The following is a 24,503-nucleotide window of genomic DNA, read 5'->3' on the forward strand; positions in this document are numbered from 1 at the left end:
TGCTGCCTTAAATCCAAGACGCTGGAACGCGCTCGGGTCAGCACCGGGTTACCGAGACCTTGCTGCGCCATTTGTTTGAGATATCGGATTTGCAACAACTGTCAGCGTGACTTTTCCTTTAACAGAGCCGTCGATCTGTCCCGCCAGCTGGAACCGGAGACTTCAATTCGAGTTAGAGCGAAATGAACGAGATGTTTGCGAAGATCGATGCGATCGATGCGGAGGCGAAACTAGCTTCCGGACTTGTCTACATTCCAGGGCTGGAGAGCGGTATCACGCGAAAGCCTGGGGCCAGCGGATTTCTGTATTACCGACCCGACGGGCGTCGGATAACGGAACCTTCCGAAATAGAGCGCCTAAACGCGTTGGCCATCCCTCCCGCTTATACCAACGTCATCATCTCTACCAACCCGCTCTCCCACCTGCAGGCGATCGGAACAGATGCGCGAGGCCGACGGCAGTATCGGTACCATACCGAGTGGCATGCTGAACGTGGGAAAGCAAAATTCGAGCGGCTCGGCGCGTTCGCCGGCCGCCTTCCCGATCTTCGCGAGAGGGTTGATTTCGATCTTCGATCGCGCGGCCTAAACATGGACAAAGCGCTTGCAACCGTTGTGTGGATGCTCGACAATCTGTACATCCGCATCGGAAATACCGCCTATGCGCAGATGAATAACTCCTTTGGGCTCACCACGCTACGAAGCCGTCATGTGAAGGTCGAGGGCGGAAGCGTGAAGTTTCGTTTTAAGGGAAAATCCGGCAGGGAATGGAACCTTGCCCATAGTGATCGCCGGATCGCAAATGTTGTCAGAAAGCTGCAAGAGCTTCCAGGGCAACACCTGTTCCAGTATGTATGTGATCAAGGCGGATGCCGCCAAATCTCCTCACACGACGTCAACGCATACATCAAGGATATCACCGGCGACGACTTTAGCTCCCGTCAGTTTCGAACATGGGGTGCAACCTGTATGGCGGTGGAGGTTCTGGCATCGCTGGAAGCTGCGACAACGAAGCGGGCGCTCGCACGACAACTCAACGATGCCGTTGATCAGGTTGCTGCCAAACTTGTGAACACCCGTTCGGTCTGCCGCTCGTCCTATATTCACCCGGCGGTGTTCGAAGACTTTCAAGCTGGTACGCTTGGAGACGTCCTAAAACTGACGACTAGAAGCGCGCGGCTGCTGCAGTGGATGGATGAGGAAGAAATCAGGGTGGTGAGATGGCTAAAGAGCAGGGAGGGTGGCACGAGGACCAGCGCCTAAGCTGCGATCCACGGCTGGCGACTTTCCCGGCATTGGCGTCCTCTTTGGCTCTACGACACTGTCAACGACCAAGAGTGGTCCCCCGACCATTGTCGGCGCCGTGCCATGCTCTGGCAATTTCGTCCGTGCAGATCACGACCTGAAGGCCAGGCAGGACTTCCTGCCTGACGCCGATGCGCCGTTGCGAGGATCGCGCAGATTCCAGGCCGTTCGGCCCAAGGCCTCCGCAGCCCACGCGCCTGAGGACACTTCCATTTTGCCATCCGGGATGACGTCCCCGAAGGCCTTGCAGGTAAAAGTCACCGGCACTATTTCTTAGGCGATGACGATGCAGGGCAAAGATTGATGGCAAATCCTTACGAAACGCTCGGCGTCTCACAACACGCGACGCAGAAGGAAATACAGTCCGCATACCGAAAGCTCGCCAAAAAACTGCATCCCGACCTCAATCCGGGTGACGCGTCAGCCGAAGAAAAGTTCAAGGCAGCCTCCGCCGCCTACGCGATCTTAGGGGATGAGGATAAGCGTGCGAGGTTCGATAGGCATGAAATCGACGAGACCGGTGGCGAGCAGGGAAAACGTAGCTACTATCGCGACTATGCATCAGGGGAGCATAGCCGCTCTCGATACCATAATCCCGGTGGGTTTGCCGATTTTGGTGATCGGGACGATATTTTCTCAAGCTTCTTTTCGGGGGCAGGGGGCAGGGGCACCGCACCGTACCCTGGAGACAATACGCACTACCGGCTGGAACTCGAGCTTCGCGAGGCTGCCAATGGCGCCAAGTGCACCGTTTCCCTGCCAGAAGGCGGCACCCTTGAGCTAAAAATCCCGGCAGGGGCTCGCGACGGACAGATCTTGCGCTTGCGGGGAAAGGGCGCCCCTGGGTACAATAACGGACCCGCGGGCGACGCCCTCGTCGAGATCCACGTTCTTCCTGACCGCCAGTTCTCTCTTGAGGGAGATGATGTCAGGATTGACCTGCCGATTTCCCTTCGGGAGGCCGTTCTGGGTGGAAAGGTCGAAGTCGCCACCTTGTCGGGGACGGTGTCCGTGAAGGTTCCGCCATATTCCAGTACAGGCAGAAGGCTTCGTCTCAAAGGCAAGGGGTTTCCCAACAAGCACGGTGGCCATGGTGACCAATATGTCGTCCTGAAAATCGCTCTGCCGGCGACACCGGACGCAGAGTTGACGGACTTCATGACCCGGTGGGAAGCTGGTAAATCCCATAACCCGAGGGGCTTATAGGAGGAGGCGATGAACGATCTTGAGTACTGTCGTATCCTGCAAATCGAAAGTTCAACTCTTCAGATGTGGGTGGAGGAGCGATGGATTATCCCCGGCAGTTCTTCGCAAGCCCGTTCCTATGAGGACGTTGACCTTGCGAGAGGGCGTCTGATCCTCGATCTCATCGAAAGCATGGGCGTCAATCACGCCGGCGTTGATGTGGTCATCGAGCTCGTCGACCAGGTGCACAGCCTGCGTGAGCGGATGCGCTTGCTGATGGACGCGATCGGCAAACAGGATCCTGCGGTCCAAAACGCCCTATGGCAGGCGCTGACCCCAATCCGTTGAGTTGGCGCGGCAATTGCTCAGTCACTCTTGCTCCTGTCGCTCTTATACTCAAACTCCGCACTGGCTGGTCGATCCACGTATCTATGCTTGAAAGCCTCTGCCTTTTCCAAGCGATCGAAGCCAACCGCAACCCAGCGAGATGCAATCATGCTGAAGTTTGCACCGATGACAAAGACATCGGTTTGCGGGAATTCAGCTCCCACATGTCAGCCTGATCAGCGAGCAGCTCGCTGCTGCTCAAGATAAAGGTGAATAGCGCCCGCGGGGCGCTACCAGAGCGGAAAGAGGCTGACGAAAAATCAGATCGGAGTGGCTGGCAGCGTCCGCTTGTGTCCCGAAGCATAATACATTGCCAGCATGCGATTTCTAGAGGTGACGCTGATCTCTCGCCCTTCCAAAAAATCATCGATCTCGTCGTATGTCACCCCGTAGGCATCTTCGTCAGGCTTAAGCGGCGCGTCCGATTCCAGATCGGCCGTTGGTACTTTCAGGACAAGGCTTTCCGGTGCGCCCAAAAACTTGGCGAGTGCCCGAACGCGACGCTTGTTAAGACCAGCCAAGGGGAGCACGTCCGCGGCCCCATCGCCGAACTTTGTATAGAACCCCATCAAAGCTTCCGCAGCATGATCGGTGCCGATAACAAGCCCGCGAGTGGCGCCCGCCAACGCATATTGTGCGATCATACGCTGACGGGCTTTGATGTTCCCCAGGTGGAACTGGTAACGATCGCCATCGACGATCCCCGGAGCGTTGCGACTGATCTCACTCATGATAGCGTCTGACGCCGGCTTGACATCGAGTGTAATGACGCGATCGGGTTGAATAGTCGAGAGACAAGCCTGCGCGTCGGACTTATCGGCCTGATCGCCGTACGGGAGCCGAACCGCGATAAACTCCGCCTGATGTCCGCCGCTCCTGAGCCTGGCGACAGATTTTTGCGCCAGAAGACCTGCCGTCAGTGAGTCGACGCCGCCGCTGATCCCAAGCACGAATGACCGACGCGACGCTGCTATGCAGTAGTCTTCCAGAAATGAACATCTCCGTATTACCTCGTGTTCCGCATCGAAATGTTCATGCACACCAAGGGCTTCGATGATGGATTTCTGTTCAGGCGACACTAAGCACCTCCGGGCCGAGAAACGACGGGACTTACACATCTTGAGGAGGCAAGCGAACGCTAGTAGCCTGTGCCCGCCGAGTGGGATTGACCAATAACTGCAGGTCGAAACCCTTGAACAATCAGGTGAGCTGATAGTTCCGATTCATCGTCTTCGAAAAGCCCTCTGTCCAAAATCGCACGAAAAAAGACGCGACGGAACTTCCTCAACGGATCATGGTTCGTCCTTTCCTGGCCACTCGGCACTGTTGGAAACCGGAGGACGCTTGTGACTTGGGTCCATTTGTGCATCGACATGCAGCGAATGTTCGCGGAACCGACGCCATGGCAGGTTCCTTGGATGGCAAAGATTTCTGGCCAAGTTGTCGAGCTGGCCGGACGGTTTGCTGAACGAACCGTCTTCACCCGCTTCTTAACACCGCAACACGGTTCGCAGATGCCCGGAAGGTGGCATGAGTACTATGCCAAATGGGAGTGCATGACACGTGAAAATCTTCCCGACGAACTGCTGAATCTCTTGCCTGAACTGGGATGCTTCGTGCCGCCGGCAAGAGTTTTCACCAAGACCACATATTCGCCATGGGTGAGCGGTCATCTTCACCAAATTCTGACCCACGAACATGTCGACACTGTTGTCATCACCGGCGGTGAAACCGACGTCTGTGTTCTGGCAGCTGTGCTTGGCGCTGTGGACCTTGGATACCATGTAATCATACCGGCTGACGCGGTTTGCAGCGGAGCCGACAACACTCACGATTCAACCCTCGATTTGCTCGGCTCAAGATTCAGTGTTCAAGTCGAGGTGTCCTCGACCGAGCAAATCCTATCCTCAATGCGTTGATGCGAGGTACGGTCGAGAGCTGTGTTGCCGCACGGTCGCGTGAAAGTCCACACGTTGACGAAAGGATCTGTCCTATCGTCGCCGAGCTGGAGCGGACGCCGCTGAGGGTGGGTTCCCATTGACGCGGTGGAACCATCTCCTTCTGAGCCGGCTAGGCCTTACGACAAAGGAAAGTTCAAAATGTTTGTTTCCTCGCCGGTCAAGATCAGAAGCATTGCGATCCGGTTTGACGGGTCGGATCACTGGCACAAAGCGGTCTCCGTCACAGATCTTGCGGAGCTCCTATTGTCGAGAAGGTGGCCGAGATCATCAGACGACGCGATGTGGCGCACAGCACTCGTCGCCTGCCTCGCTTCCCAACGGAGCGAGGCGAAGGCCGGCAAGGCTCGCAAGGCGTTCATCAAAGCTGCGCTGCGTGCTGCGCTTATCGTCAAGGCCGACACCCGGGTCCATTGATCCTCGCGGCCTTTCGGTACGGCACGTGCGTAGAGACAAGCCGCGCTGATAGCCAGATGCTTGCCGCCACGAACGTGCTCGTTAACCGTGGTCTTGACTTGGACGATCGCATCGCCTTGAGACAGGATCCCCAATGAGGGGTCCGGCACGGAACATCCTGCTCCCTGGTTCATTTCAGAAGCGCTGCAAGCAGTATGGAGGATCAGATGGCTGACGATAGCGTGACAACATATGTCGACCGCCTCTTGCGCGAAGGGTTTGCCGTGGACGTCACGGAAAATAACGTGATCCTCATTCTAGATCCTGCCGACGCTTCAGGCTTGCTGGATGCGCGCGACCCGGCACGCGGAATCGATTTGACGATGCACAAGGATGCCGTCATTGCCTATCTTAGGCAAATTGGTCGGTCGGTGTAGTCGAAGAGTTGCCGACCGTCGCCGGACAAGCTACCAGTTCTCGTTGTGGGGACCTTGACGGTATCTGGGGCATTTTGAACCTCCACCGCGATAGGAATAGCCATGCTGGACAACCTATTTGATACCAATCGAAACGCGGCTTTAAGAAGACCGACGAACCGGCTGGCGAAACCACCGCGCACGCGAAATTCGCTATCGGCTTGACGAGCTCGGCCTGATAAGCTTTTGCAAGACGACCGGGGAAGGGACGCCACGTGGTGACGCCCCGCTGCGTAATTTTGTTATCACGACGCTTGGCAATAAGACCTTCTAGAAGAGAGGCACGGAGGCGTATCAAGACGGTGCTTACCGCCACCACTGAACGCCCCGATGGCGTAGATCGGCCAGTTCGTTCCGAAGAAACTGTCAGCAGGGAGACGGCTGTGAAAATAGAGGGGATCGAAGGGCTTCTTCGAGCTGATGTACAAAAACGTACAATGGGTGGCGGCGACTCAAACGCAGTTTCATATTCTGTCGATGCTTTCGATTTTTCAAAACATGCTACTGGCGCTCTTGCCAGCGGAGGACAGGCTAGCGCTCGCTCCTCTTCTAAAGCGCAGGAAGCTTGCCCGCCACGACCTTCTGTTGAGGGCGCAAGATCATGTGGACAACGTCATCTTCATCGAAGACGGCGTCGTGTCGATTCTCGCCCAGGATCGTCCCGGACTGGACGTTGAAGTTGCAATGATCGGACGGGAGGGCATGATCGGCGCCCAATTGCTCCACGGTGTCTTTACCACTTACATGCCGGTCAAAGTTCGCATTGAAGGATCGGGATACGAGATCGCTGCTCCTGACTTCATCGCATTTTCACGCAAGAGCGCACGGTTTCGAGACCGCATTTGCCGTTATCTTGAATGGCGCCACGTGCAGATGGGAATGATTGCGATGAGCGGGCGCCAAGGTGACATCCCACAAAATATTGCCCGTGTGCTGCTTATGCTACATGATCGCTTGGATGGCGACAGCATCCCCATAACCCATGAAGAGCTTGCGCGCCAAGTTGCCGCTCACCGTCCAGGCGTCACGATAGCCCTGCATCTCCTGGAGGGAGAAAGATTGGTCCGAGCCAATCGTGGCAATATTTTTATCAACGACCGACCGGGCCTGGAAACGCTGGCCGGCGACTTCTACGGCATGCCCGAAAACGCCTGGTTTGAAATATTGGGTGGTCCTTCACCTGGTCCGGTGCTCGCTGACTAAGTCAAGCTGCAATTGCGGCCATTCCCGAGGATGCCCAAGCCGGTCGCTAGCCTCGTTCAAAGGCGTCGCATGGCAGGGAGCTGACAGAAATACTACCCTATCGTCTTCCTTTCCATCCACGCCATACTAAACGTTATTTCGCCCTAGGAAAAAGGACAGCGCCCCTGGCCCTCACTGCGTCTTGGTTGATCTCCTCTGGCTCAGTCGATCCGTGTCGACAAAATCTTCGCTCTTGCCGCTGATGTCGAACGGGCGGCAGCTCGCGCGCGCTTGTCTCGCTCCCTGCCACTGTGGCCATGCCTGAGCGTCTCTGCCGTCCGGTCTATGTGCTAACCCGTCAGCTATTTCCCCTGAACTGAGCCACGGAATCGATTATAGCTCGTTCTCGGCAATGGATCCAAGACAGACGAGTGATGCAGCAGTTCGATTTTTTTCCAGATGAAAGCGAGGCTTCCGCGCTTGGCCCGCGGCGGCGGCGGGCAGTGAATCGGGCCCCCGCTACTAGCCATGACGAACTGGTTCGCCAACTGGAGGCGACTGGTCGCTATCGCGTCTTCAGCAAGCTAGAGCCGAGACCGATAGCGCCGGATCCACGAGCGGGCTTTCCTATGAGGGGCGTCATCGTTGATGCCGAGACGACTGGGCTTAACCATCGCGAAGACGAAGTGATAGAAATTGGCATCGTCAGCTTTTCATTTGACGCGCTCGGAGCAATCGGCGACGTCACTGACGTCTACGGTGCATTGCACCAGCCGACGAAGCCGATCCCGAACGAAATCACCCGGCTCACCGGAATTACTAACGACATGGTGGCCGGCCACATTGTCGACCCCCATCGACTGCGATCGCTGATCGAGCCCGCGGATCTAATCATTGCGCACTTTGCGGCGTTCGACAGGCCATTTCTGGAAGCTTTTTCGCCTGTATTCCACCGAAAGGCCTGGGCCTGTTCGGTGTCGGAGATTGATTGGGCTGCCCGCGGTTTCGATGGTACCAAGCTCGGATACCTGATCGGGCAGGCGGGCTACTTTCACGAGGCTCATCGAGCGGTCGACGACTGCTTCGCGCTGCTGGAGATCCTTGATCGTGGTCACGGTGAAAGCGACAGTTCGCCTTTTTCGGAACTTTACCGGTCGAGCCAGCGCCAGCGCGCGCGTATCATTGCTGAACACAGTCCGTTCGAGATGAAGGATCAATTGAAGAAGCGTGGCTACAAATGGTCTGACGGAAGTGATGGCGGGCCGAAGTCATGGTGGACCGAAGTCGACGAACAGGCTGTGCAAGAGGAGATCAATTATCTCCGCGCGGAGGTTTACGTGTGGGAAGACGCGGACCCGCTCGTGACATACACGACCGCTTTCGACCGTTATAAATAGAATCCGATATCGAGAGGGCCCACCTGACAGGCGTCAGGACATTGGCGGCGGCTATCCGGTCGCTCACAATCCAAAAAAATGCAACCGGATAGCCACCATCGGACGGATGGTGACTCGGATATTGATGATGGCTAATGCTGTCCGGCTGGAGCCGACAGGAGCACTCTAACGGCCCTAAAAAGTCCATTGCATGCGCGGGCGGTCCGAAAGGAAAACTACTCAGCAGCTTGCCGAAGAGAATGTCCTTCAAGTGGCTCGACAAGGGCAATGATGTCGAAATCACTTGTCATGTAATGCTCTTCGGAACCGGGAATCGCTAGGGTCCAGAAATCCGGATCGTCGCCAAAAACCGTCGAGACTTGGACGATTGTTGTCTTCCCCCCGGTGTGCTCCTCGGAACGAGCCCAATAGAAAGCTTCAGGCACCAGACTCTTCATAACGCCTACTCCCCACAACAGCTTGGACTATATCAAAAATTACGAGAATGAATACCCCGACCTACGACAATCCCCAAGCACCCTCGGTTTCTCTCGACACCCAAGCGCTCCCAAGCAGGCCAGCTTCCTTGACACCGCATGGCAAGAGCATGGGGAACATGACTGACAGGAATTGGCAAATGGCGGCGCTGGTCCACATTGAAGACACGGCTTGGGAAGCCCGTTTCAGGTTGCGGCCTGAGGTTCCTCGTCGATGATCTTATCTAGGTGGTCTCATTCGGGTGGATTTCACGACCTGTGGCTCTGGCTCCAGGAGCGACACTATGGCCCCAGGCCAGGAGATTGCTTACGAGCGGATCGTCAGCGTCGAAGACGAGGATGATCCTGCTATGGGAAAATCAATCGAGATTGGATGCGGATCGGCAAAGACTGTTTGAATAATTGAGCTTGCCCGCGCAAATGTCGGCGAGGGGGCGCGGTTCTGTTATCAGTAATTGCGTGATCGACCCGATGGAAGAGAAATTCCCCGACTACCCGGACGGGCGGAATGCTCAGTTCAGCGCAAACATCGGTCATTGGCTGCGGACCCCTTGGAAATGGATTGCTAGCGCCTTTTTTACGTTCGATACTGCGCCTGCATAGTGAACTCTTTGCTAGCTTTTTCAAAGGGTAAACCGAGCGGACCGCCATTGAGAGCCGTGCGCAAGGGCTTATCGCGCTTTAAATCCCCGACCGGGCCTTCCCGATCTCGTCAATTCCTGTCTTCAAGGAACGCGTGTCGGCGCCGTTGGTAGCACTCGGCTCGACGTCTCCTGCACTGGAACCCGCGACTGATGGAAACCGTGAGCAGCGTGGTCGTTACCCGGATCACTTCCATCAAAGAGAGAAAGTTGGCTATGCCTCCCAAGGGCGAAAGTTTCCGATTACGATACAATCCATCCTTGCTGGCCAGCGGCATCATTGACCAGCGTCACGCAGCAGAGACCAGCCGTCAGAGCCGCGGTTGAAACAACGCAAATCGCGATGTCAGACTAGGGTCCGGATCGGCATTAGACTGAGGTCCGTGGTCAGGAACAGCCTGCATTGATGGTGGTTTGTCTGGCAGCCTCAAGTCTCATCGACAAGGCTTTCGCTTCGACATTCAATGGAGGAAACCTACATGTTCAAGACAACCAGCATCGCCTTCGCGGCAGCCCTGCTTGCAAGCACCGCTTTTGCCCAATCGTCCAGTACCGTCGGTACGGGCGGCTCATCGGCTGGCGGAGGAACTTCGAGCAGCACGGTTGGGACCGGCGGAAGTTCGACAGGCGGTGATTGTCCGGCGGGCTCGGCCAACTGCCCGTCTGGAAGCTCCTCGACAGTGGGAACCGGCGGTTCATCTGCCGGCGGCGGAACGTCAAGTAGCACCGTCGGTACGGGTGGCTCTTCGGCTGGATCTGGTTCCGGATCGTCGACGGTGGGCACCGGCGGTTCGTCTGCTGGTGAGGGAGCGTCCAGTAGCTCGGTTGGAACCGGCGGGTCCGCTACGGGCACGGGCGATGCAGGTTCCGCTTCGTCCGTCGGCACAGGGAGCTCGTCGGCCGGCAACGGGGAGAGCGGAAGCTCCGTCGGCACCGGCTCGAGCCAAGCAGGCTCTTCCCATGACAACAACGGTAAGAAAGGCTGCGCGCCGGGTCAGATGAAGAAAAACGGTACCAGCCACTCCTGCTAACTGCAACGGCCGGCGCCTTTGGACGCCGGCCATCTCCGTTGGAGGCACCAAGATGACTTCTACATTCAGAACTCTTATCGCGACCGCGGCTGTGGTCACCGCAAGCTGCGCTGCCGCCGAAGAAATCAAACTTGCCGACGGTACCAGCTGCACCTTGACTGAGGAACACTCTGGGTCGACCGGCATGTCAACCACAGTGACCGCCGGAAATGGCCAGGTAACGGCGTCAACGACAAGCCGGGGCGGTTCGACGAGTTCCTCTTCTGCGTCAACCTCCTCAGCCGGGTCCGGCAGCGTCAACAGTTACTCGAGCGCGAGCGTAACGCGACCAGACGGAACCGTCATCACAAAGCGCTCGGACGGTACCTGCTCCATCATAAAGCCCGGCAAATAGTAGGAGACGATTATGAAAAGGCCAGAATTATTCAGCGCGATCGCACTCTCATTCCTGTTGGCCACCGTGCATGCGACGGCACAGGACTGCAGCGCGGCAGGAACTGTTGCGACCGGTGGGAGCGCAAGCGCCGGTGGAACGTCGGCCAGTTCGCTTGGCACTGCTGGATCATGTCAGACGGACGGCGGCACAAGCTCATCTGTCGGTTCTGGGGGCAGCGCTACGGCAGACGGCGGAAGGGCGATGAGCAAGACCCACGTGAATGACAATGCAGATCGGCTCAAGGCGCAGACGAAATCCCAAGCTGTCGACAAGGGCAGCTTTAGCAAGTCAAGAACCCAAACCACAACGAATGGCGACACGCTTCAGAGCACGACGCGCACCATGTCGCATGAACCGGGACAGAAGCCCGTCAAGAACACAACGCAGCAGAAGATAGTTCTGCCTGAGCAATAAGCCTAGAAAGGATGATCGAATGAACAACTTGATCTGGCTTGTCGGTGCAGTCGTCATTATCCTGGCCATACTGAGCTTTTTGGGACTGCAGTAACACCGCACGCTGAACCTCGGGGCGGCCTTACTTCGGGCGCCCCTCGCCTATTGTGCGAAATCGTACGAAAGCAGAAAGGTGCTGACACCCCGCCCGTCGGCAGATAGGGTACGGCGATAGCTTATCTGCCCATACGGAAGCTGCCCACGTGGAATTTCATACTGTTCTCATTTTGGAGAACGAAGCGTTCATCGCGATGGACATCGAAGAGATCGCCTCATCGCTTGGAGCGAAATCCGTCACAACCTTGGACAACAGAGCTGCGGCGATCACATGGCTCGTGGCGCACAGTCCAGATATTGCAATTGTAGACCCTCTGTTGAACGATGGCGTCTGCAGCGATGTGGCGGCTTTACTATCGGCGAGGGGAGTTCCCTTTGTCGTTTACGCGGGAGCCGAAGTTGTCGGAAAAGGTTCTGAAGCCTTTGCAACGGCTCTGTGGGTTGGGAAACCGGCAACGCCTGAAGCCTTAAGGCAAGCAATGCTCGAGGCAGGCGGCGGACAATCGCTCCGCTGAGGATTCGCGCGGGTTCCCTATATCTCGGTCCACCCCTTAAGGGCTACTCGGATGACCCTGAAGTCGCCGTCGTCAGCACCAGGTGTCGGTAGCACGCAATGGTCCACTCGAGACGCTGGAGTGCTCCCAACGGGAGCCCGGCAATGCTGCCACAGGAGGTGTTGCCCGAACCGTGAAGAGCTCGTGAGGCCGTGCCCCGGCACTGCCGATAAGCCCCGCCGCCGGGCTCCAGCACGAGCACGCTCGGCCGGAGCCTCTCCATGTCTCAGGCAACTGAGTTGGGAGATGCGAAATTCCCCGACGCAGGCGCGGTCTCTTCGAGACCCTCGGTCTGGATGTCTGACGTATCGGCCGACGCGGATGCGTCGGCCGATTCTCCGACAGCAACCCCGAACGTCGCCACCTGCACCATCAACTCCTTGGCCTTCTGTAGCGCGGTCTCATCGTCGAGCTGGCCTGCAGCGACCATCTGTACGACGATGGATTCACCGCCTTCTCCGTTGAACGCCACTCTGAATTTGCCGTCGCTCTGCTCTGAGATGTTCGTACTTGTCACTTCCATATTGTCCTCCTGTTTTTTTGCAATAGTGCAAGATGCTGCCCGATAAAGTGCGATCGCGCCTTTGCAGACGGCTCCGCCCTGTCGGGCGGAGATCACTCAACAGGCGGCGAAGCTTTCCCAAGCTTCAAAGACGGCTCGCGGCCCCACACCCGCAACTTTCCGAGTTCTGATAGAAACTCCGTCGCCGATTTAGGATCACTGAGCGCAATCGTACCCTCATCAAGGGACTGTGAGATACCTGCCTTGTCGAGGAGGGGGAGCGCAGATTGGTCGTAGCCGATATATTTGCAATGCTGGAAGGCGTCTGCAACAAAATCCCGTGCGGTCGCCTCCTTGACAAGGTCATCGATCGCCTGGTGTGAAGCGAGCACGGCGACAGCGTCGAAAAGCACCGAAGGACCGCCATCAATCATATGATGAGCCTTCAACCAGGATCCGTCCGATGCCTTCACCCCGCCGACTTTTGGCGCAATAAGTTCCACGATCGCCTTTTCCTTGCCAGCGGCCTTGATGATTGCCTGAAGCAGCTTCGCATCGGTGCCGTCAGTGACCAGGACTCCGAGCTTTCTACCCTCGAACCGTTTCGGGCCGCGCTTCACGATACTGAGTGCCGGCGAAGGATCGAGGTCCTGACGGGTGGGCAGCGCCGCTTCTGCTGGTTTTGGCATCGCCTGGAACCCCAGCTTTTCTGCCACCGTGGATGCGAGGGTTTCGTCGATGTTGAGTAGGTGAGAGACCATCCGCTCCCGGATCGCCAGCGTCTCGACCTTGCTCAGTTCGAACGTTAGCGCCATGGCGATGTGGCGCTGCTCAGCGCCGGTCTGGCTGACGTAGAACTGCCGCGCCTGACTGTAATGATCGGCAAAGCTTTCTGGACGCAGCCGGACCTTCTGTCCCTGCTCCTCCGCCGAAAAATGCCGATATCCGCGCGCCGGCGATTCCCTTGGCCCTTCGTCGAACGAATTCGGCTGATAGTTGGCGCGGCCGCTTGGATTTCGCATCGCCATATGCCCGTCCTGCTGAAAAGTGTGAAACGGGCACTTGGGCGCATTGATAGGCAGATGCGTGAAGTTCGGTCCGCCTAGCCGCTTAAGCTGGGTGTCGAGATATGAGAAGTTTCGACCCTGTAGGAGCGGGTCGTTGCTGAAGTCAATGCCTGGAGGGACGTTCTGCGTCATGAAGGCAACTTGCTCGGTCTCGGCGAAGAAGTTGTCGGGCATGCGGTCCAGTACCAGGCGGCCAATGGGGCGCACCGGAAGAACCTCCTCCGGAATTATCTTTGTCGGGTCGAGGACATCGAATTCGAAGCTGTCGGCAAAGTTCTGGTCGAAGAGCTGCACGGCAAGCTCCCATTCAGGGAAGTTACCTGACTGGATCGACTGCCACAGGTCGCGACGGTGGTAATCGGGGTCGGCGCCATTGATCTTGACCGCTTCGTTCCAAGCAACGGACTGCAGGCCGAGCTTCGGCTTCCAATGGAATTTGACGAAGGTGGACTGCCCGTCTGCATTGACGAAGCGGAATGTATGAACACCGAAACCTTCCATGAAGCGGAACGAGCGTGGGATGGTCCGGTCCGACATGATCCACATCACCATGTGCATGCTCTCGGGCGTCAGGCTGATAAAATCCCAGAAAGTGTCGTGAGCGGTCTGCGCCTGGGGAAAAGCACGATCCGGTTCCTGCTTTGCAGCATGAACCATATCGGGAAACTTAATTGCATCCTGGATGAAGAACACCGGAATATTGTTTCCGACCAGGTCCCAGTTGCCCTCTTTTGTGTACATCTTGACGGCGAAGCCACGTACATCGCGGGCAAGGTCCGCGGAACCCTTATTGCCGGCGACAGTCGAGAACCGGACAAAAACCGGAGTCTTTTCTCCAGCGCGCTGAAAGAGGTCGGCGCGCGTGATATCAGCGAGCGACTCATAAGTTTCGAAAAAGCCGTGGGCACCATAACCACGTGCGTGGACGACACGTTCGGGAATCCTCTCATGGTCGAAATGGAAGATTTTTTCCCGGAAATGGAAATCGTCGACTAAAAGCGGCCCCCGCGCTCCGACCCGCAGGGAATTCTGATCATCGGCGACGGGAGCGCCCTGCGAGGTCGTCAGCACATCATGACCGTCCTCAGCGAACTGGTGAAGCTCGCCACCGGCTCCGCGATGAAGCTGTTGGTCATGAATGGTCACGGTTGATCCTGAACGGTCGGTTTTCGTGGCGCGCTTGGCCATAGGGTGGTCCTTCGAAAGATGAGCAAATTGGTGGGCCATCTTGAAAGACGGCCCTCGAGGCAATCACTTGGCCGAGGCTGTGCCCATAGCCTTGACATTCGCCTGCGACCCGGCGAGCGCGGTCAGCTTTTCGTCGGTGGCCACTTCCTCCGCGAGGTTTGCTTCAAGGAGCGCAACGGCGTCCTTCAAGCCGAGCTGATTGGCCCATGCAATCAGGGTGCCGTAGCGGGCGATTTCGTAGTGCTCGACTGCCTGGGCCGATGAAATGAGCCCGGCATCGAGGGCGTCAGAACCGTTGTATTCCTCGATAATCTCTTCACCTTCGGCAATAATTCCTTGGATCGCTTCGCAGGTCTTGCCGCGGGCGGGCTTGCCGAGAAATTCGAACACCTGTTCAAGCCGCTCGATTTGGCCTTGAGTTTCATCGCGATGGTGCAGAAATCCGGACTTTCCTTCTTCCGACTGAGCGGCCCGCGCCATTTTCGGCAATGCTTTCAGAATCTGCTTTTCGGCGAAATAAATATCCTTCAACGTGTCGAGAAAAAGGTCGTCGAGGGTCTTTGTCTTTGCCATTGTTAGTCCTCCAGAACTGGCTTCCGCGGCCGCAATCGCCCCGGCCTGAGATTTCGCAGCACCAAACGGCACAGCGCTTCCACAATGTTTGCTCGCTGACGTTGTTCCGGTACTGAAGCGTACAAAGGAATGGAAAGGTGCAGCCAAATACACATGATCTGAGCGCGACAGCGCCACCTCACGTGGCAAACACGCCAATATTGGTGACGCGCTGCTGCACGAAGACAAACAATGGCGCACGCGAGGCACGCCGGGGGGGGCCTTGGCATCAAAAGCTAGTTGGCGGCCTCGATCCGGCTGCCACACAGGAAAGGGGCGGGAGATCGCGATTTTCCGCGTAGAGGCCGCCAAGGCGGCCGGTGCGGCGCTGGATGGGGACTGGTACCGGTCGCCCGGGCGACAGAAACAGCGGCGGCTCTCCGCTGAATTGTCGCTGGGCTCGCAGACACCGCTTCGCTCTTCGTCTTTTGCCTGATGCTTTCGGCGCCGTGCGGAACTATCTGCCTCCGGCAGCGTAGATGTACGAACATCGGCATTGGCAGTGGAACGGCAGACGGAGACATGAAATGACAGACAGCAAAGTCCGACCAACTCTTATAGCTGAAGGCGCCCGCCTGGGAGAAACCGTGCCGCGGGCGGTGATCGATAGAGCGACCGCCTCAGTCGGAATACCGCCCGAGCCGGGCTTTAACGCGGGGGAGGAAATTGACATCATTCGAAAGCGGCTGGAAGACCTGCGTCAGCAGCTTAACGCCGCTTCTGATATGGTAAGAGATGGCGCTCGTCAGGGAGCGCGGCAAGCGGAAGCGGGGGTAAAGCTTTACCCGATGTCTAGCCTTTTGGCCGCAGCCGCAGCAACGGCAGCATTGACGCTCGCAATCGTCGGCCTATCCCCTAGATCGCGCCGCTCGCGTTACGAGAGAGTCTTTGACGATTTACGCGGCCTTTATGACAGCGCTTTTGAACGTCTGTAGCCGAAGTATATTCGGACAGGCGAGACTGCCTGTGTCAAGCAGGGTCGCACCTCCTCAGCATCATCTTTCGGGCTTCTTGGCGTTTCTTGCCGTGAAGATCGATGTGACGTTCGAACCGAAAACCGCGCGAGCGATGGAAGCGTCCTCTAAATCGGACGTTCGGCGTCTCTGTCGCTCCCGAAGGAGCTCCTGGCGCGGCTGGAAGAATGCCGGCCTGTCAAGCGGTGACAGCCCGAATTCTCGTTCGATACGATCAGCCAATTCGAATGCCGCAAGCCCAAGTCGGACGTACTCGCTATTCCGCTTTTCGAAATATTTCTCGTCTGACGTCTGCGTTTGGAGATGATCCAGTGCGTGACTGACGTTTCGCGTTGAATTGGGCATTCTGATGAGAGCTTCTTCCAAATCCGTCCCGAGGATAGACCAATCTATATCCGCGGGAAGTGCGAAAATCGGTTCGTCAGTATGCATGAAGTAGTGCTCCGGATCGTCCTCATCGAACTCCGGCTTGTCGAAGGCAGCCGCGTGGCACGCGATTGCAAAATCATCCAAGAGAAGCAGAGCGCGCAATGCTGTACGCGCCGCAGCAATGGGTGGGCGACCCCAGTTCCAGCCCCCTAGCGCCACTAGCCCGACAGCTATAACCGCAACCAGCGAAGCTCCCGTCAGGAAACCGACAATCAGACCCGAGATTGGAGACGCGAGACTTTCCAAAGAATCCTACCCTATTTTTCCTCAACGATGCATCTGCCCTCTTATCACGAGAGTAGCATGAGTCGGCGAGATGGTCAGTTTGCAACTCAGACATCTGGACAGCAAGGCGGTAGAGCCCCGGGTACGTGATCGCACCAAGCTGGGGCGACGAGGCAAAGGGATGTCATCCCGGACAATCTCTGCCGGCAGAGGCCGGCCCAAGCCTTGTCGCGTTGTCCTCGCCAGGCTGCAAAATTTCCGTCTGCATCACCAAGCAGTCAACGCCGCTTCAGTAAACGCCCCAGAACGAAAGGCCTCAATCTCGATCGAGATGTCCTTCCGCCGCCTTGTGAAGATATTGGGCGCAGATCAGCCATCCCTTGAGTGGTCGCAAAAGCGACATGCATGCCGCAACGGTCAGCGGCAACGTTGACAGCAAGTGCACCCAAATTGGCGGGTTAAAGCTAAACTGAAGCCAAAGCGCAAAACCGAGCGCGGGAACTGCAACAACGCTCATGGCAAAGAACGCGGGGCCGTCGGCGGGGTCTGCGAAATCGTAATCGAGCCCGCAGATTTCGCATGACGGTGCAAGCGACAGGTAACCGCGAAAAAGGTGGCCGCGTTGGCAGCGTGGGCATAACCCCCTCAAGCCCGCATAGATCGATATGGTTGCTATGTCACGATCTGGTTCCATGACCTTCGCCTTTGCTAACGCAAACGAACCGCAGTTGACGGCGATGGTTCCAGCCAGACCAAACGTGAACCAAGACCCTAGTCTATCCGTATGACGTCACGAAACCTGATGACGTCCAGTACGCTTCCCTTCTCGTCAGCGATTTCGAACGACAACCCGTCGATCGGCTCATTATGCAAAACCATTTCGGCAACCATTTCTCGTGCGGCGCGCCGCGCTTCGCATCTCGCGTGGTCTAGGGAGGGCAAATCCATACCTTCTGCGTCCGTTTCCCGCTCCCGGTCGGAGCTGATATTGAAATAGAACATCATCTTGCCACCTCAGGCTCAATAACGGTGAGGGGCCCTTTGCTGTTCCATAAGCTAGCACCTGATCGCGGACACAGCCTCGCTCAGTCAACAGCAGCGCGGACAACAGCTACCGGCAACACTCCTTTCGATCCGTATGGAGCGCCTGCGGTGTCTACGGACATCCGCGCCATGTGAGACCTCGGTCAAACCGGGGGATCAGAGATCCTTCTTGATGCTCAATCGAAGCGCAGCAAAAACAAAATGCGTCGCGCTCGCGCGCGACGCATTGTCTTCATGGGTAGCAACATGAAGGTCGCTCTTTCGGGCCAGACCATCTTGGCTTGCACCAACGACGGGCAGACCGAGTGACGCACCGTAACCACGCTGGCGATCAATGGTTCCCGAGCGAAAGACTTCTTCTGATCCGCGACGTTTACCTTGATCATGTTGTGCTGCATCGATCTTAGGTCTTCGTGCGATCCCATCGCAAAGCCGATGTGGCGACCTTGCCGGACCGCAGGGGCCAACGTCGCATTGTAACAATCGGACGTAAGCACCGAGATAGGCAAGGCAGCTCGAAGATGAACCCGGCGCTACCCACGGCAACGCCGGGTTGTGAATTACTTGTTCAGATCTGTTGCCATCTTGAGGTGATGCTCGAGTGCAGGGCGCGTTTTGGCTGCCCAGGCCTTCAGTTCGGGGTTGTCACCTTCCTCTCCATATCGCTTGAAGAGATCGACGGCATCTTCGTGCACATCCTGCTGATCAGCGTGATACTGCTTTGTGAAATCGTCGCCGTTAAGTTTCTTGAGGTCATCGAGCATGCTTTGCTGTGCCGAACTCATTGCAGCTGGGATGGTGGCCTTCACCTTTCCTCCAGAAACGAGTGCCTTCAACTCGTCCGACGTCTTTGTGTGATCAGCTACCATCTGCTGCGCAAAACTCTTGGTCGCAGCATCCTGTGACTTTTCGGCGGCGAGTTTGCTGGATTCAATTTCGAACATGTCGCTCCCTGCGGCTTCGGTGACGAAGTCTTCGGTTTTGGGGGCGACACCCATTACTGAATTGACGCCCGTCTTTTCTGCTGCCGACTGGGCGAGGACGGGCGAGGCGAACAGGACAGAAAGTCCGGCAATGGCGAGGGCGTGCTTCATCATTTGCTCCTATGTGTCGATATAGCAGTAGCCAAACTTCGAAATGGATCATCTGTTCCAAGGGTCAGCGGTTTCGTGCAGTCAGACAGCCCAGCATATCTCGATTGATCGGAGCAACCTGCGCCGTTGCAGGTTCAAGGCCCATGCGGCCACCTGCGGAAGCGAGGAGCGCGAGCCGAGGACTGCGCACCCTCCGGCTTCAATATCTACGCCCCTTGGGAGGGTCGCGCATATAAACTGTTGAGAGCCTTGCATGGCACGGGGCCGCATACGGGAGGATAGAATGGATACGCCTTCGATCGTTGGCTATTGCGCATCCGCGTGTTCGGTCATTAGCTTTGTGCCCCAGGCCGCAAAGGTCATCCGCACGAGAGACACCGCGGCGATTTCGGGGTGGATGTACGCTCTGACAGTTACCGGTTTCGCGCTGTGGACGGGCTTCGGTGTCCTTCGCGGCGAGCTTCCAATCATTCTGACCAATTCGATTTGCTTCTGCCTATCTGCATTCATCCTGACCATCAAGATGATCGGGCATCGGTAACATGCAGGTTACGTCGGTAAAGCATCATGATGTGTTCGCGAGAAAGGGGAGTTTCGCCGGCTGGCCCGCAAACTACGGCATGTGGTTGTGGGAGAGGGAAGCTCTTGTCATTTTTGCGGTTGGAGTTCTTGGAGACCAAGGCAGGCTACATGCTCGCGACAAGCATAGCGACTGCCTGCCAGTTCAGAGCCGGAGCCTCGACGGAGGTAGGACATGGCGATCGGAACCTTTCTGCGGGATCGTGCCCGGCGGCCGCAGCCTGTCGGCGAACGAACATGTGGATCAATCACTCCGGTCCGGTCCAAGGATAGACCTACTCCCGTCAAGCAGCCAGTCGTCCAGAATCGATTTCCAGGATCCGGAAGTCGTAGTCATGGCAGCCCGCACAGGCATCGATGGAGGCGCTGAAAGCTGGTTCTATGTCAGCCGCGACAGGGGACGAACGTGGAGTGGGCCTCACGCCTTTACTGGCCTGCATCAAACCGGGGTTGCGGCCCGAACTGATCTGATCGCGATCGACCGCAATCATGCACTGTTCATGCTTAGCCGTTCCAAGAGAGACGGCAACGAAGGGCAGTGCATGTGCGTTGAGACGATCGATGGAGGGTTAAGCTTTTCTTGGAAAAGCGATCTTCCATTCGATGGTGACGGCTATGCCATCATGCCCACAAGCGTACTGCCAGATCGTTCCGTTTTGACTGTCGTTCGACGCGGCCGCGGTATCGAGGAGGGCGGATGGCTTGAGGCCTTTCGGTCAATGGACTACGGAAAGACTTGGGAGCCGCTGGGGGTAGCACTGGGCCTGGCGGTAATCCTGGCGCCCCTGGTCGCGATAGGCAGCGGTGAAATATGCCTTGCTCTATGGCTACAGGGGCAGCCCCGCCGGCATAAGAATGAAGCGCACGACGAATGGCACGCATTGGTCGGTGGAAAGCATTATCCGGTCGGATGGCCTGCTGCCTGATCTCGGTTATCCTCGTGCGGTAAGCCGACAGGATGGCAGCGTACTGACCGCTTACTATATGAATCGCGGCGAAGAACGCTTCATATCGTCTTCAACGATTTTCCTTGCCTAAGACCGGGGCGGGTCGTATCGGCGGACACCGGCGCCGGTTGAACAGTCGGAGCGGTCATCGATTGGTGCGGTGAGAGGCGACAAGTATTGGTTTGAGCGCGCGCGGCGCTGTTTATGGAACCAAAGCATCCTGATCGCCGTTGCAGCGCAAACAGGAATGGTTGGCGCGATGACGGGCAGGCAGATATTGACGTACATGCTGATCATAGTTGGTATCAGCGCCGCCGCGTACCTTCTATACGAGACATTCAGCGAATACTCGTTGCGGGAGGTCATCGGTTCCGTTCGAGAGATTCCTGCTCAGAACCTCGCCCTGGCGATGCTCTTTGCCTTCGGTTCATATATTTGCCTGACCGGTTTCGACTGGGCAGGCGTCCGTCATGTTCACAGCGACCTTCCTTACCCGAAGATCGGCTTGGCATCCTTCATCGCGCTGTCGATTGGCCAAAGCGTCGGCTTTTCGGGGCTTAGCAGCGGCGCACTGCGATACCGGTACTACGCGCGTTGGGGATTGAGCACCGAGGATGTCGCCAAAATCGTTCTCCTGTCGGGCGTTACAGTCGGTGTCGGCATGGCAATGCTATCCGGCATCGTTTTGACATTGAACCCTGCAGACGCCAGTGCGGTGCTCGGTCTCAGTGAAGCAGCGGTGAGATCGATTGGCATTGCAAGTATAGTCGCGGTGGCGGCATATCTCCTGCTTGCTTCCTTTCTAAGGACCCCGCTGCACATCCGCTCATGGACATTCCAGATGCCGACGCTACGGATTGCCGCCCTCCAAGTGATCGTCGGGACAGTCAACTTTGCACTGGTCTCCGCATGTTTGCGCGAAGTGATGGCAGTGGGCGGCGATGTCAGCTATCTCAAGGCCGCGACCGCCTTCACCTTGGCTAATATCGCTATTCTCGCCACGCACGCTCCAGGCGGCCTCGGCGTCCTGGAGGCCACAGTCACCCATGTAATGGGAGACCAGGCCTCAATTGGATCACTTGTCGCCTTCCGCGCGATCTATTTCTTCATTCCTTTTTTCATTGGTCTTCCTCTGTCGCTGATTACTGAAGCAGTCTTTCGCGCCAACAAGAGAAATCGAAGCCCGGTGATAGCAGAAATCGAGCGCGCTTCGGCCTGACTGTATTATTCCGACGCCATGCTGGCCTTACGCGCGCGACAGTCGACTCGCTTCGAACCGAGCCAGATTAACCGGTCGCAAACACCGCCACTTTGAAGACTTTGCCAGTCGGTCCGCGAGGTCAGAGGCACTGCGATCCAAAAAGCGGTCGCTGACCCCGCCGCAAACCGGGCATAGAACGAACGCGAAATCTGGTCTTACTGTGCAACCGCTCTGACTTCGATGCTGGAGAGTGCCTCAGTCAAGCCATCATTAGCAGGTTGCTTTTTGGCGCATGAGAGATACCCATTTTGAAATTCAAATGTGCCGGTCTGCTTCAATGTCCGACCGAGGTAGTTCATCACCTCCTCGCGCCGGCTGATACGAGGGTCGGTGATCGGGATCGTTATATCCTGATCGTATACAACGACCGTTTAAGGAATTGTCGTGCCTATCTGCGGTTGCCGAAACCCAGAGGCGCCCGACATGCGGATAGTCCGGTTGATATTCGGCCGGGTAGGCGTGATTGGTAACGTTGCTGTTCGCCTCGCTCAGGCCGGTCAGTACGTTGATCATGACACTCTCTGGAGCAGCCTCGTCTTCGCATCGACAGGTGCGCCGGTCAGATAGATGGTCTCCTCGCGGCTGCCGTCGCTCGTTTTAGTCCGGCCGAGATCGATGGCGATCGACGGGAGAAGAAGCGCCTCGGGCGCCGGCCAGGGGAGGGGGCTTGCCGTCGCGGCCAGTGCCCAGGCTTGAAGATAGGACAGATCCGAGGTGAGAGCCCTCAGCGAATTGGCGCCCATGCCTTCGTTGACGAGATGACGAAGGGTTTCGACGTCCTGGTCGGTCAGTAGCTCTGCGGGCTCGTCGCGCCGCTCGATCGGCAGGACCGCGGCGATCGTATCGAGCTCGCTGGCTCGGCGATCGACGGCACTCATCTCGGCATTCCGTTTTCGTCGTAGAACTCGTCGTGGTTTGAGCTGGCGCCGGGCGGCGCGCTGGCGCGCCCTTCCGCTGCGAGCGCCCGGAAATCATCCATGGTTCCTGCGGCCTTCGGGATCGCGGTCAGCTCCGCGATCGGTATGCCGCCCCGGCAGATCACGAAGACCTCACCACGCAGCGTGCGTTCAATCAGTTCGTTAAACCGCTCGGTAGCCTCGTTCACATCAAATAGGATAGGCATTCATCTTTCCCCTGTCCGAAACGTGACATAAATACTGGAGCGACCACGGGGGTGCCGGCTAACCGGTAACTCGAGTTGCGTGGACCGCCACCGCCCGGGATTACAAAACTTCCGTAAATTCCGTATATTCCGTATATTCCGTAAAAAGGCAGTTCTCACATGACTTCTACAGTTACGGCGGCCACGGTCTCGAAAAATTTCGGCGCCTATCAGGATGCCGCCGTCCGTGACCCGGTGATCATCACCAAAAACGGGCGCCCGAAAACGGTCCTGATCGCTTACGAAGATTACCTGCGGCTGACGAAACGCGAACGGCGCGTCGAACTGACCTCCGCCATTGGCGACGACGACCTTGCTGCGATCGAAGCGTCCGAGATGGATGAGGCGCTCGATCATCTCAATGCTGAGGTCCTGACGGGCAAGCATGCTGCCGACTGAACCAAAAGTCGGCTGGCTCTTTCGCTACTCGTACCTCTGGCATTGGCAGTTTCTCGAAGGTCGCGAAGAGGGCGACAAGGATCGGCCGGTGCTTGTGTTGGCGATGGTTGCGCATGTTGACGACGGCAGACCGGCCGTGCGGGTACTCCGATTTTCCATACCCCACCATCCAACCCTGCGGACGCAATCGAAATTCCGCTGGCAACCAAACAGCGCCTGGGCCTCGATGACGACCGCTCCTGGATCGTCTTGACCGAAAGCAACCGGTTTGTTTGGCCAGGACCGAATATCCGGCCGGCTCAACACTAACACGGGCTACCACGGCCCTTTGCCTCCCGCGCTGTTTGCCGAGGTCAAACGCCGGTTCGTCGAGTTGGCCCGCGCCCAACGTCACCAAGCGGCCGCGCGTAGCGAATAGCTGATTCAGCTTCAATGTTCGATCCCCGGGGCTGTCGAGGCGGCCCGGCGCGTCTCTGCGCCGGCGCGATCTTCAGCGATTTGCGACACGCAAAAAGCCGAGCAATTGCAGCGCTCGCAGGCGCGCCTCGAAAGCAATCACCATCGATAAGGGATACTTATCGATGGTAGACAGTTCCGTTCAATACGCTCATAGCCGACCCCAGGCTTTGTGAATGAGGCCCTGGATTTCGAAATTGACCGCATCCATACATTGACGGCACGATCGTAGGTTTCGCGTGTGAAATTCGAACGATCTAGTTCATAAAGTGTGCGCTTTGCCAGTCCGGCGTCAGAGATGGCTGTGGTGTTCACCATCGGGCTGGTGAGCATCTCCTCTGCCAGGAGCGATTGCATGAAACCCATCATCTGGACTTGTGGCACGTCGGATGGCTCATAGCCGGTGATCAGATAGCGCAGCCAGTCCATCTTGACGTTCGCCCCTGCCCGCTTGATTGTCTTCTTCCCTTATCGAACTGATCTCGGCACTTTAGGCTTTTGAATTTTGCTTGTCGCGCGTCCCGGTAAAAGAAGGGCTACAAGGAAAAGCTATCTTGCGCCACCCCACTCCCTCCACATTCCGAGAAAGGTATGCGCAGATCGGTCCGGCCTCAGGATCGGCAATCATCTA

Annotated in this window: 28 protein-coding genes and 3 pseudogenes; 18 read left to right on the forward strand and 13 right to left on the reverse strand. The window is 57.2% G+C overall.

The window, feature by feature from the left end; translation table 11 throughout:
* Positions 1-182 precede the first annotated feature (182 nt).
* From ABIE40_RS26795 to ABIE40_RS26805, 3 genes are all read left to right on the forward strand, one after another.
* Entirely contained in the window at positions 183-1,262 is a 1,080-nt protein-coding gene (locus ABIE40_RS26795) for a DNA topoisomerase IB (protein WP_199629677.1), read from the forward strand.
* Positions 1,263-1,604: 342 nt separating this feature from the next.
* Positions 1,605-2,510: a DnaJ C-terminal domain-containing protein gene (locus ABIE40_RS26800; protein ID WP_199629676.1), complete on the forward strand. Its 906-nt coding sequence runs from the start codon at positions 1,605-1,607 to the stop codon at positions 2,508-2,510.
* A 9-nt stretch (positions 2,511-2,519) separates the two neighbouring features.
* Entirely contained in the window at positions 2,520-2,837 is a 318-nt protein-coding gene (locus ABIE40_RS26805) for a chaperone modulator CbpM (protein WP_199629675.1), read from the forward strand.
* A gap of 299 nt (positions 2,838-3,136) precedes the next feature.
* On the opposite strand, the gene nadE is transcribed toward ABIE40_RS26805, so the two are convergent.
* Positions 3,137-3,994: an NAD(+) synthase gene (gene nadE, locus ABIE40_RS26810; RefSeq protein WP_199629674.1), complete on the reverse strand. Its 858-nt coding sequence runs from the start codon at positions 3,992-3,994 to the stop codon at positions 3,137-3,139.
* Positions 3,995-4,222: 228 nt separating this feature from the next.
* Between nadE and ABIE40_RS26815 the strand changes: the two genes are divergently transcribed.
* From ABIE40_RS26815 to ABIE40_RS26835, 5 genes are all read left to right on the forward strand, one after another.
* Positions 4,223-4,795, forward strand: coding sequence for a cysteine hydrolase family protein (locus ABIE40_RS26815; RefSeq protein ID WP_354541169.1), 573 nt, complete (start codon positions 4,223-4,225; stop codon positions 4,793-4,795).
* Positions 4,796-4,975: 180 nt separating this feature from the next.
* Positions 4,976-5,251, forward strand: coding sequence for a DUF982 domain-containing protein (locus tag ABIE40_RS26820; RefSeq protein ID WP_199629673.1), 276 nt, complete (start codon positions 4,976-4,978; stop codon positions 5,249-5,251).
* 206 nt (positions 5,252-5,457) lie between these two features.
* The gene (locus ABIE40_RS31060) at positions 5,458-5,667 is read left to right on the forward strand and encodes a hypothetical protein (RefSeq protein ID WP_246777750.1); all 210 of its coding nucleotides are present in this window, start codon (positions 5,458-5,460) and stop codon (positions 5,665-5,667) included.
* 459 nt (positions 5,668-6,126) lie between these two features.
* Positions 6,127-6,909, forward strand: coding sequence for a Crp/Fnr family transcriptional regulator (locus ABIE40_RS26830; protein ID WP_199629672.1), 783 nt, complete (start codon positions 6,127-6,129; stop codon positions 6,907-6,909).
* 410 nt (positions 6,910-7,319) lie between these two features.
* Positions 7,320-8,285 carry a 3'-5' exonuclease gene (locus ABIE40_RS26835; RefSeq protein WP_502944829.1) on the forward strand — a complete coding sequence of 322 codons (966 nt, stop codon included), beginning with the start codon at positions 7,320-7,322 and terminating at the stop codon, positions 8,283-8,285.
* A gap of 215 nt (positions 8,286-8,500) precedes the next feature.
* Here the strand turns inward: ABIE40_RS26835 and ABIE40_RS26840 are convergent, their stop codons facing one another.
* Positions 8,501-8,722, reverse strand: a complete 222-nt coding sequence (locus ABIE40_RS26840; RefSeq protein WP_112716065.1) for a hypothetical protein — start codon at positions 8,720-8,722, stop codon at positions 8,501-8,503.
* A 1,159-nt stretch (positions 8,723-9,881) separates the two neighbouring features.
* On the opposite strand from ABIE40_RS26840, the gene ABIE40_RS26845 reads away from it, so the two are divergent.
* The 4 genes from ABIE40_RS26845 (at position 9,882) to ABIE40_RS26860 (ending at position 11,894) form a co-directional block, all read left to right on the forward strand.
* Entirely contained in the window at positions 9,882-10,433 is a 552-nt protein-coding gene (locus tag ABIE40_RS26845) for a hypothetical protein (RefSeq protein WP_112716067.1), read from the forward strand.
* A gap of 52 nt (positions 10,434-10,485) precedes the next feature.
* The gene (locus ABIE40_RS26850; RefSeq protein WP_354541170.1) at positions 10,486-10,827 is read left to right on the forward strand and encodes a hypothetical protein; all 342 of its coding nucleotides are present in this window, start codon (positions 10,486-10,488) and stop codon (positions 10,825-10,827) included.
* A gap of 9 nt (positions 10,828-10,836) precedes the next feature.
* Positions 10,837-11,283: a hypothetical protein gene (locus tag ABIE40_RS26855; protein ID WP_413709013.1), complete on the forward strand. Its 447-nt coding sequence runs from the start codon at positions 10,837-10,839 to the stop codon at positions 11,281-11,283.
* A gap of 242 nt (positions 11,284-11,525) precedes the next feature.
* A complete protein-coding gene (locus ABIE40_RS26860) occupies positions 11,526-11,894 on the forward strand; it encodes a response regulator (protein ID WP_112716073.1) in 369 nt (122 codons plus the stop codon).
* A gap of 265 nt (positions 11,895-12,159) precedes the next feature.
* Here the strand turns inward: ABIE40_RS26860 and ABIE40_RS26865 are convergent, their stop codons facing one another.
* From ABIE40_RS26865 to ABIE40_RS26875, 3 genes are all read right to left on the reverse strand, one after another.
* Positions 12,160-12,456 carry a hypothetical protein gene (locus ABIE40_RS26865; RefSeq protein ID WP_130279517.1) on the reverse strand — a complete coding sequence of 99 codons (297 nt, stop codon included), beginning with the start codon at positions 12,454-12,456 and terminating at the stop codon, positions 12,160-12,162.
* Positions 12,457-12,548: 92 nt separating this feature from the next.
* Entirely contained in the window at positions 12,549-14,690 is a 2,142-nt protein-coding gene (gene katE / locus ABIE40_RS26870; RefSeq protein ID WP_112716077.1) for a catalase, read from the reverse strand.
* Between the two features lie 63 nt (positions 14,691-14,753).
* A complete protein-coding gene (locus ABIE40_RS26875) occupies positions 14,754-15,263 on the reverse strand; it encodes a YciE/YciF ferroxidase family protein (protein WP_112716079.1) in 510 nt (169 codons plus the stop codon).
* A gap of 566 nt (positions 15,264-15,829) precedes the next feature.
* Here ABIE40_RS26875 and ABIE40_RS26880 point away from each other — a divergent pair.
* Positions 15,830-16,237: a hypothetical protein gene (locus tag ABIE40_RS26880; RefSeq protein WP_112716081.1), complete on the forward strand. Its 408-nt coding sequence runs from the start codon at positions 15,830-15,832 to the stop codon at positions 16,235-16,237.
* Positions 16,238-16,297: 60 nt separating this feature from the next.
* Here ABIE40_RS26880 and ABIE40_RS26885 read toward each other — a convergent pair whose 3' ends face one another.
* The 5 genes from ABIE40_RS26885 to ABIE40_RS26905 form a co-directional block, all read right to left on the reverse strand.
* A complete protein-coding gene (locus ABIE40_RS26885; RefSeq protein ID WP_112716083.1) occupies positions 16,298-16,951 on the reverse strand; it encodes a hypothetical protein in 654 nt (217 codons plus the stop codon).
* Between the two features lie 295 nt (positions 16,952-17,246).
* Complete coding sequence (locus tag ABIE40_RS26890) at positions 17,247-17,624, reverse strand: DUF983 domain-containing protein (RefSeq protein WP_112716085.1); 378 nt, start codon at positions 17,622-17,624, stop codon at positions 17,247-17,249.
* Positions 17,625-17,701: 77 nt separating this feature from the next.
* Positions 17,702-17,935, reverse strand: a complete 234-nt coding sequence (locus ABIE40_RS26895; RefSeq protein WP_112716087.1) for a DUF6894 family protein — start codon at positions 17,933-17,935, stop codon at positions 17,702-17,704.
* A gap of 215 nt (positions 17,936-18,150) precedes the next feature.
* Entirely contained in the window at positions 18,151-18,360 is a 210-nt protein-coding gene (locus ABIE40_RS26900) for a hypothetical protein (RefSeq protein ID WP_130279514.1), read from the reverse strand.
* A gap of 174 nt (positions 18,361-18,534) precedes the next feature.
* Positions 18,535-19,068: a DUF4142 domain-containing protein gene (locus tag ABIE40_RS26905; RefSeq protein WP_112716091.1), complete on the reverse strand. Its 534-nt coding sequence runs from the start codon at positions 19,066-19,068 to the stop codon at positions 18,535-18,537.
* A gap of 283 nt (positions 19,069-19,351) precedes the next feature.
* Here ABIE40_RS26905 and ABIE40_RS26910 point away from each other — a divergent pair, with 283 nt between their 5' ends.
* The 3 genes from ABIE40_RS26910 (at position 19,352) to ABIE40_RS26920 (ending at position 21,813) form a co-directional block, all read left to right on the forward strand.
* A complete protein-coding gene (locus ABIE40_RS26910; protein ID WP_112716093.1) occupies positions 19,352-19,609 on the forward strand; it encodes a SemiSWEET family sugar transporter in 258 nt (85 codons plus the stop codon).
* Between the two features lie 373 nt (positions 19,610-19,982).
* A complete protein-coding gene (locus ABIE40_RS26915; RefSeq protein ID WP_354541171.1) occupies positions 19,983-20,573 on the forward strand; it encodes a sialidase family protein in 591 nt (196 codons plus the stop codon).
* Between the two features lie 280 nt (positions 20,574-20,853).
* A complete protein-coding gene (locus ABIE40_RS26920; protein ID WP_112716181.1) occupies positions 20,854-21,813 on the forward strand; it encodes a lysylphosphatidylglycerol synthase transmembrane domain-containing protein in 960 nt (319 codons plus the stop codon).
* A 584-nt stretch (positions 21,814-22,397) separates the two neighbouring features.
* Here ABIE40_RS26920 and ABIE40_RS26925 read toward each other — a convergent pair.
* Both ABIE40_RS26925 and ABIE40_RS26930 read right to left on the reverse strand, forming a co-directional pair.
* Positions 22,398-22,733, reverse strand: a pseudogene (locus tag ABIE40_RS26925) (integrase); the annotation flags it as partial.
* Positions 22,730-22,978, reverse strand: a complete 249-nt coding sequence (locus ABIE40_RS26930) for a type II toxin-antitoxin system Phd/YefM family antitoxin (RefSeq protein WP_199629670.1) — start codon at positions 22,976-22,978, stop codon at positions 22,730-22,732. The pseudogene ABIE40_RS26925 and the gene ABIE40_RS26930, both read right to left, overlap by 4 nt.
* 159 nt (positions 22,979-23,137) lie before the next feature.
* Between ABIE40_RS26930 and ABIE40_RS26935 the strand changes: the two genes are divergently transcribed.
* Entirely contained in the window at positions 23,138-23,416 is a 279-nt protein-coding gene (locus ABIE40_RS26935) for a type II toxin-antitoxin system Phd/YefM family antitoxin (protein WP_112716099.1), read from the forward strand.
* Positions 23,403-23,834 (forward strand): annotated as a pseudogene (locus ABIE40_RS26940) (plasmid maintenance toxin (PemK-like)). The gene ABIE40_RS26935 and the pseudogene ABIE40_RS26940 overlap by 14 nt, the downstream one beginning before the upstream one ends.
* Positions 23,835-24,023: 189 nt before the next feature.
* On the opposite strand, the pseudogene ABIE40_RS26945 reads toward ABIE40_RS26940, so the two are convergent.
* Positions 24,024-24,334, reverse strand: a pseudogene (locus tag ABIE40_RS26945) (plasmid partitioning protein RepA); the annotation flags it as partial.
* Positions 24,335-24,503: the final 169 nt, after the last annotated feature.

The organism is Rhizobium sp. OAE497 (genome assembly GCF_040546565.1).
Classification (GTDB): domain Bacteria; phylum Pseudomonadota; class Alphaproteobacteria; order Rhizobiales; family Rhizobiaceae; genus Rhizobium.

Bases quoted from the DNA above. Each gene is read 5' to 3' on its own strand.
- ABIE40_RS26795 (WP_199629677.1), top strand. From the start codon at position 183: ATGAACGAGATGTTTGCGAAGATCGATGCGATCGATGCGGAGGCGAAA.
- ABIE40_RS26805 (WP_199629675.1), top strand. From the start codon at position 2,520: ATGAACGATCTTGAGTACTGTCGTATCCTGCAAATCGAAAGTTCAACT.
- nadE (WP_199629674.1), bottom strand. From the start codon at position 3,994: ATGTGTAAGTCCCGTCGTTTCTCGGCCCGGAGGTGCTTAGTGTCGCCT.
- ABIE40_RS26820 (WP_199629673.1), top strand. From the start codon at position 4,976: ATGTTTGTTTCCTCGCCGGTCAAGATCAGAAGCATTGCGATCCGGTTT.
- ABIE40_RS31060 (WP_246777750.1), top strand. From the start codon at position 5,458: ATGGCTGACGATAGCGTGACAACATATGTCGACCGCCTCTTGCGCGAA.
- ABIE40_RS26830 (WP_199629672.1), top strand. From the start codon at position 6,127: ATGTACAAAAACGTACAATGGGTGGCGGCGACTCAAACGCAGTTTCAT.
- ABIE40_RS26840 (WP_112716065.1), bottom strand. From the start codon at position 8,722: ATGAAGAGTCTGGTGCCTGAAGCTTTCTATTGGGCTCGTTCCGAGGAG.
- ABIE40_RS26845 (WP_112716067.1), top strand. From the start codon at position 9,882: ATGTTCAAGACAACCAGCATCGCCTTCGCGGCAGCCCTGCTTGCAAGC.
- ABIE40_RS26850 (WP_354541170.1), top strand. From the start codon at position 10,486: ATGACTTCTACATTCAGAACTCTTATCGCGACCGCGGCTGTGGTCACC.
- ABIE40_RS26865 (WP_130279517.1), bottom strand. From the start codon at position 12,456: ATGGAAGTGACAAGTACGAACATCTCAGAGCAGAGCGACGGCAAATTC.
- katE (WP_112716077.1), bottom strand. From the start codon at position 14,690: ATGGCCAAGCGCGCCACGAAAACCGACCGTTCAGGATCAACCGTGACC.
- ABIE40_RS26875 (WP_112716079.1), bottom strand. From the start codon at position 15,263: ATGGCAAAGACAAAGACCCTCGACGACCTTTTTCTCGACACGTTGAAG.
- ABIE40_RS26880 (WP_112716081.1), top strand. From the start codon at position 15,830: ATGACAGACAGCAAAGTCCGACCAACTCTTATAGCTGAAGGCGCCCGC.
- ABIE40_RS26890 (WP_112716085.1), bottom strand. From the start codon at position 17,624: ATGGAACCAGATCGTGACATAGCAACCATATCGATCTATGCGGGCTTG.
- ABIE40_RS26895 (WP_112716087.1), bottom strand. From the start codon at position 17,935: ATGATGTTCTATTTCAATATCAGCTCCGACCGGGAGCGGGAAACGGAC.
- ABIE40_RS26900 (WP_130279514.1), bottom strand. From the start codon at position 18,360: ATGATCAAGGTAAACGTCGCGGATCAGAAGAAGTCTTTCGCTCGGGAA.
- ABIE40_RS26905 (WP_112716091.1), bottom strand. From the start codon at position 19,068: ATGAAGCACGCCCTCGCCATTGCCGGACTTTCTGTCCTGTTCGCCTCG.
- ABIE40_RS26910 (WP_112716093.1), top strand. From the start codon at position 19,352: ATGGATACGCCTTCGATCGTTGGCTATTGCGCATCCGCGTGTTCGGTC.
- ABIE40_RS26915 (WP_354541171.1), top strand. From the start codon at position 19,983: ATGGCAGCCCGCACAGGCATCGATGGAGGCGCTGAAAGCTGGTTCTAT.
- ABIE40_RS26920 (WP_112716181.1), top strand. From the start codon at position 20,854: ATGACGGGCAGGCAGATATTGACGTACATGCTGATCATAGTTGGTATC.
- ABIE40_RS26930 (WP_199629670.1), bottom strand. From the start codon at position 22,978: ATGCCTATCCTATTTGATGTGAACGAGGCTACCGAGCGGTTTAACGAA.
- ABIE40_RS26935 (WP_112716099.1), top strand. From the start codon at position 23,138: ATGACTTCTACAGTTACGGCGGCCACGGTCTCGAAAAATTTCGGCGCC.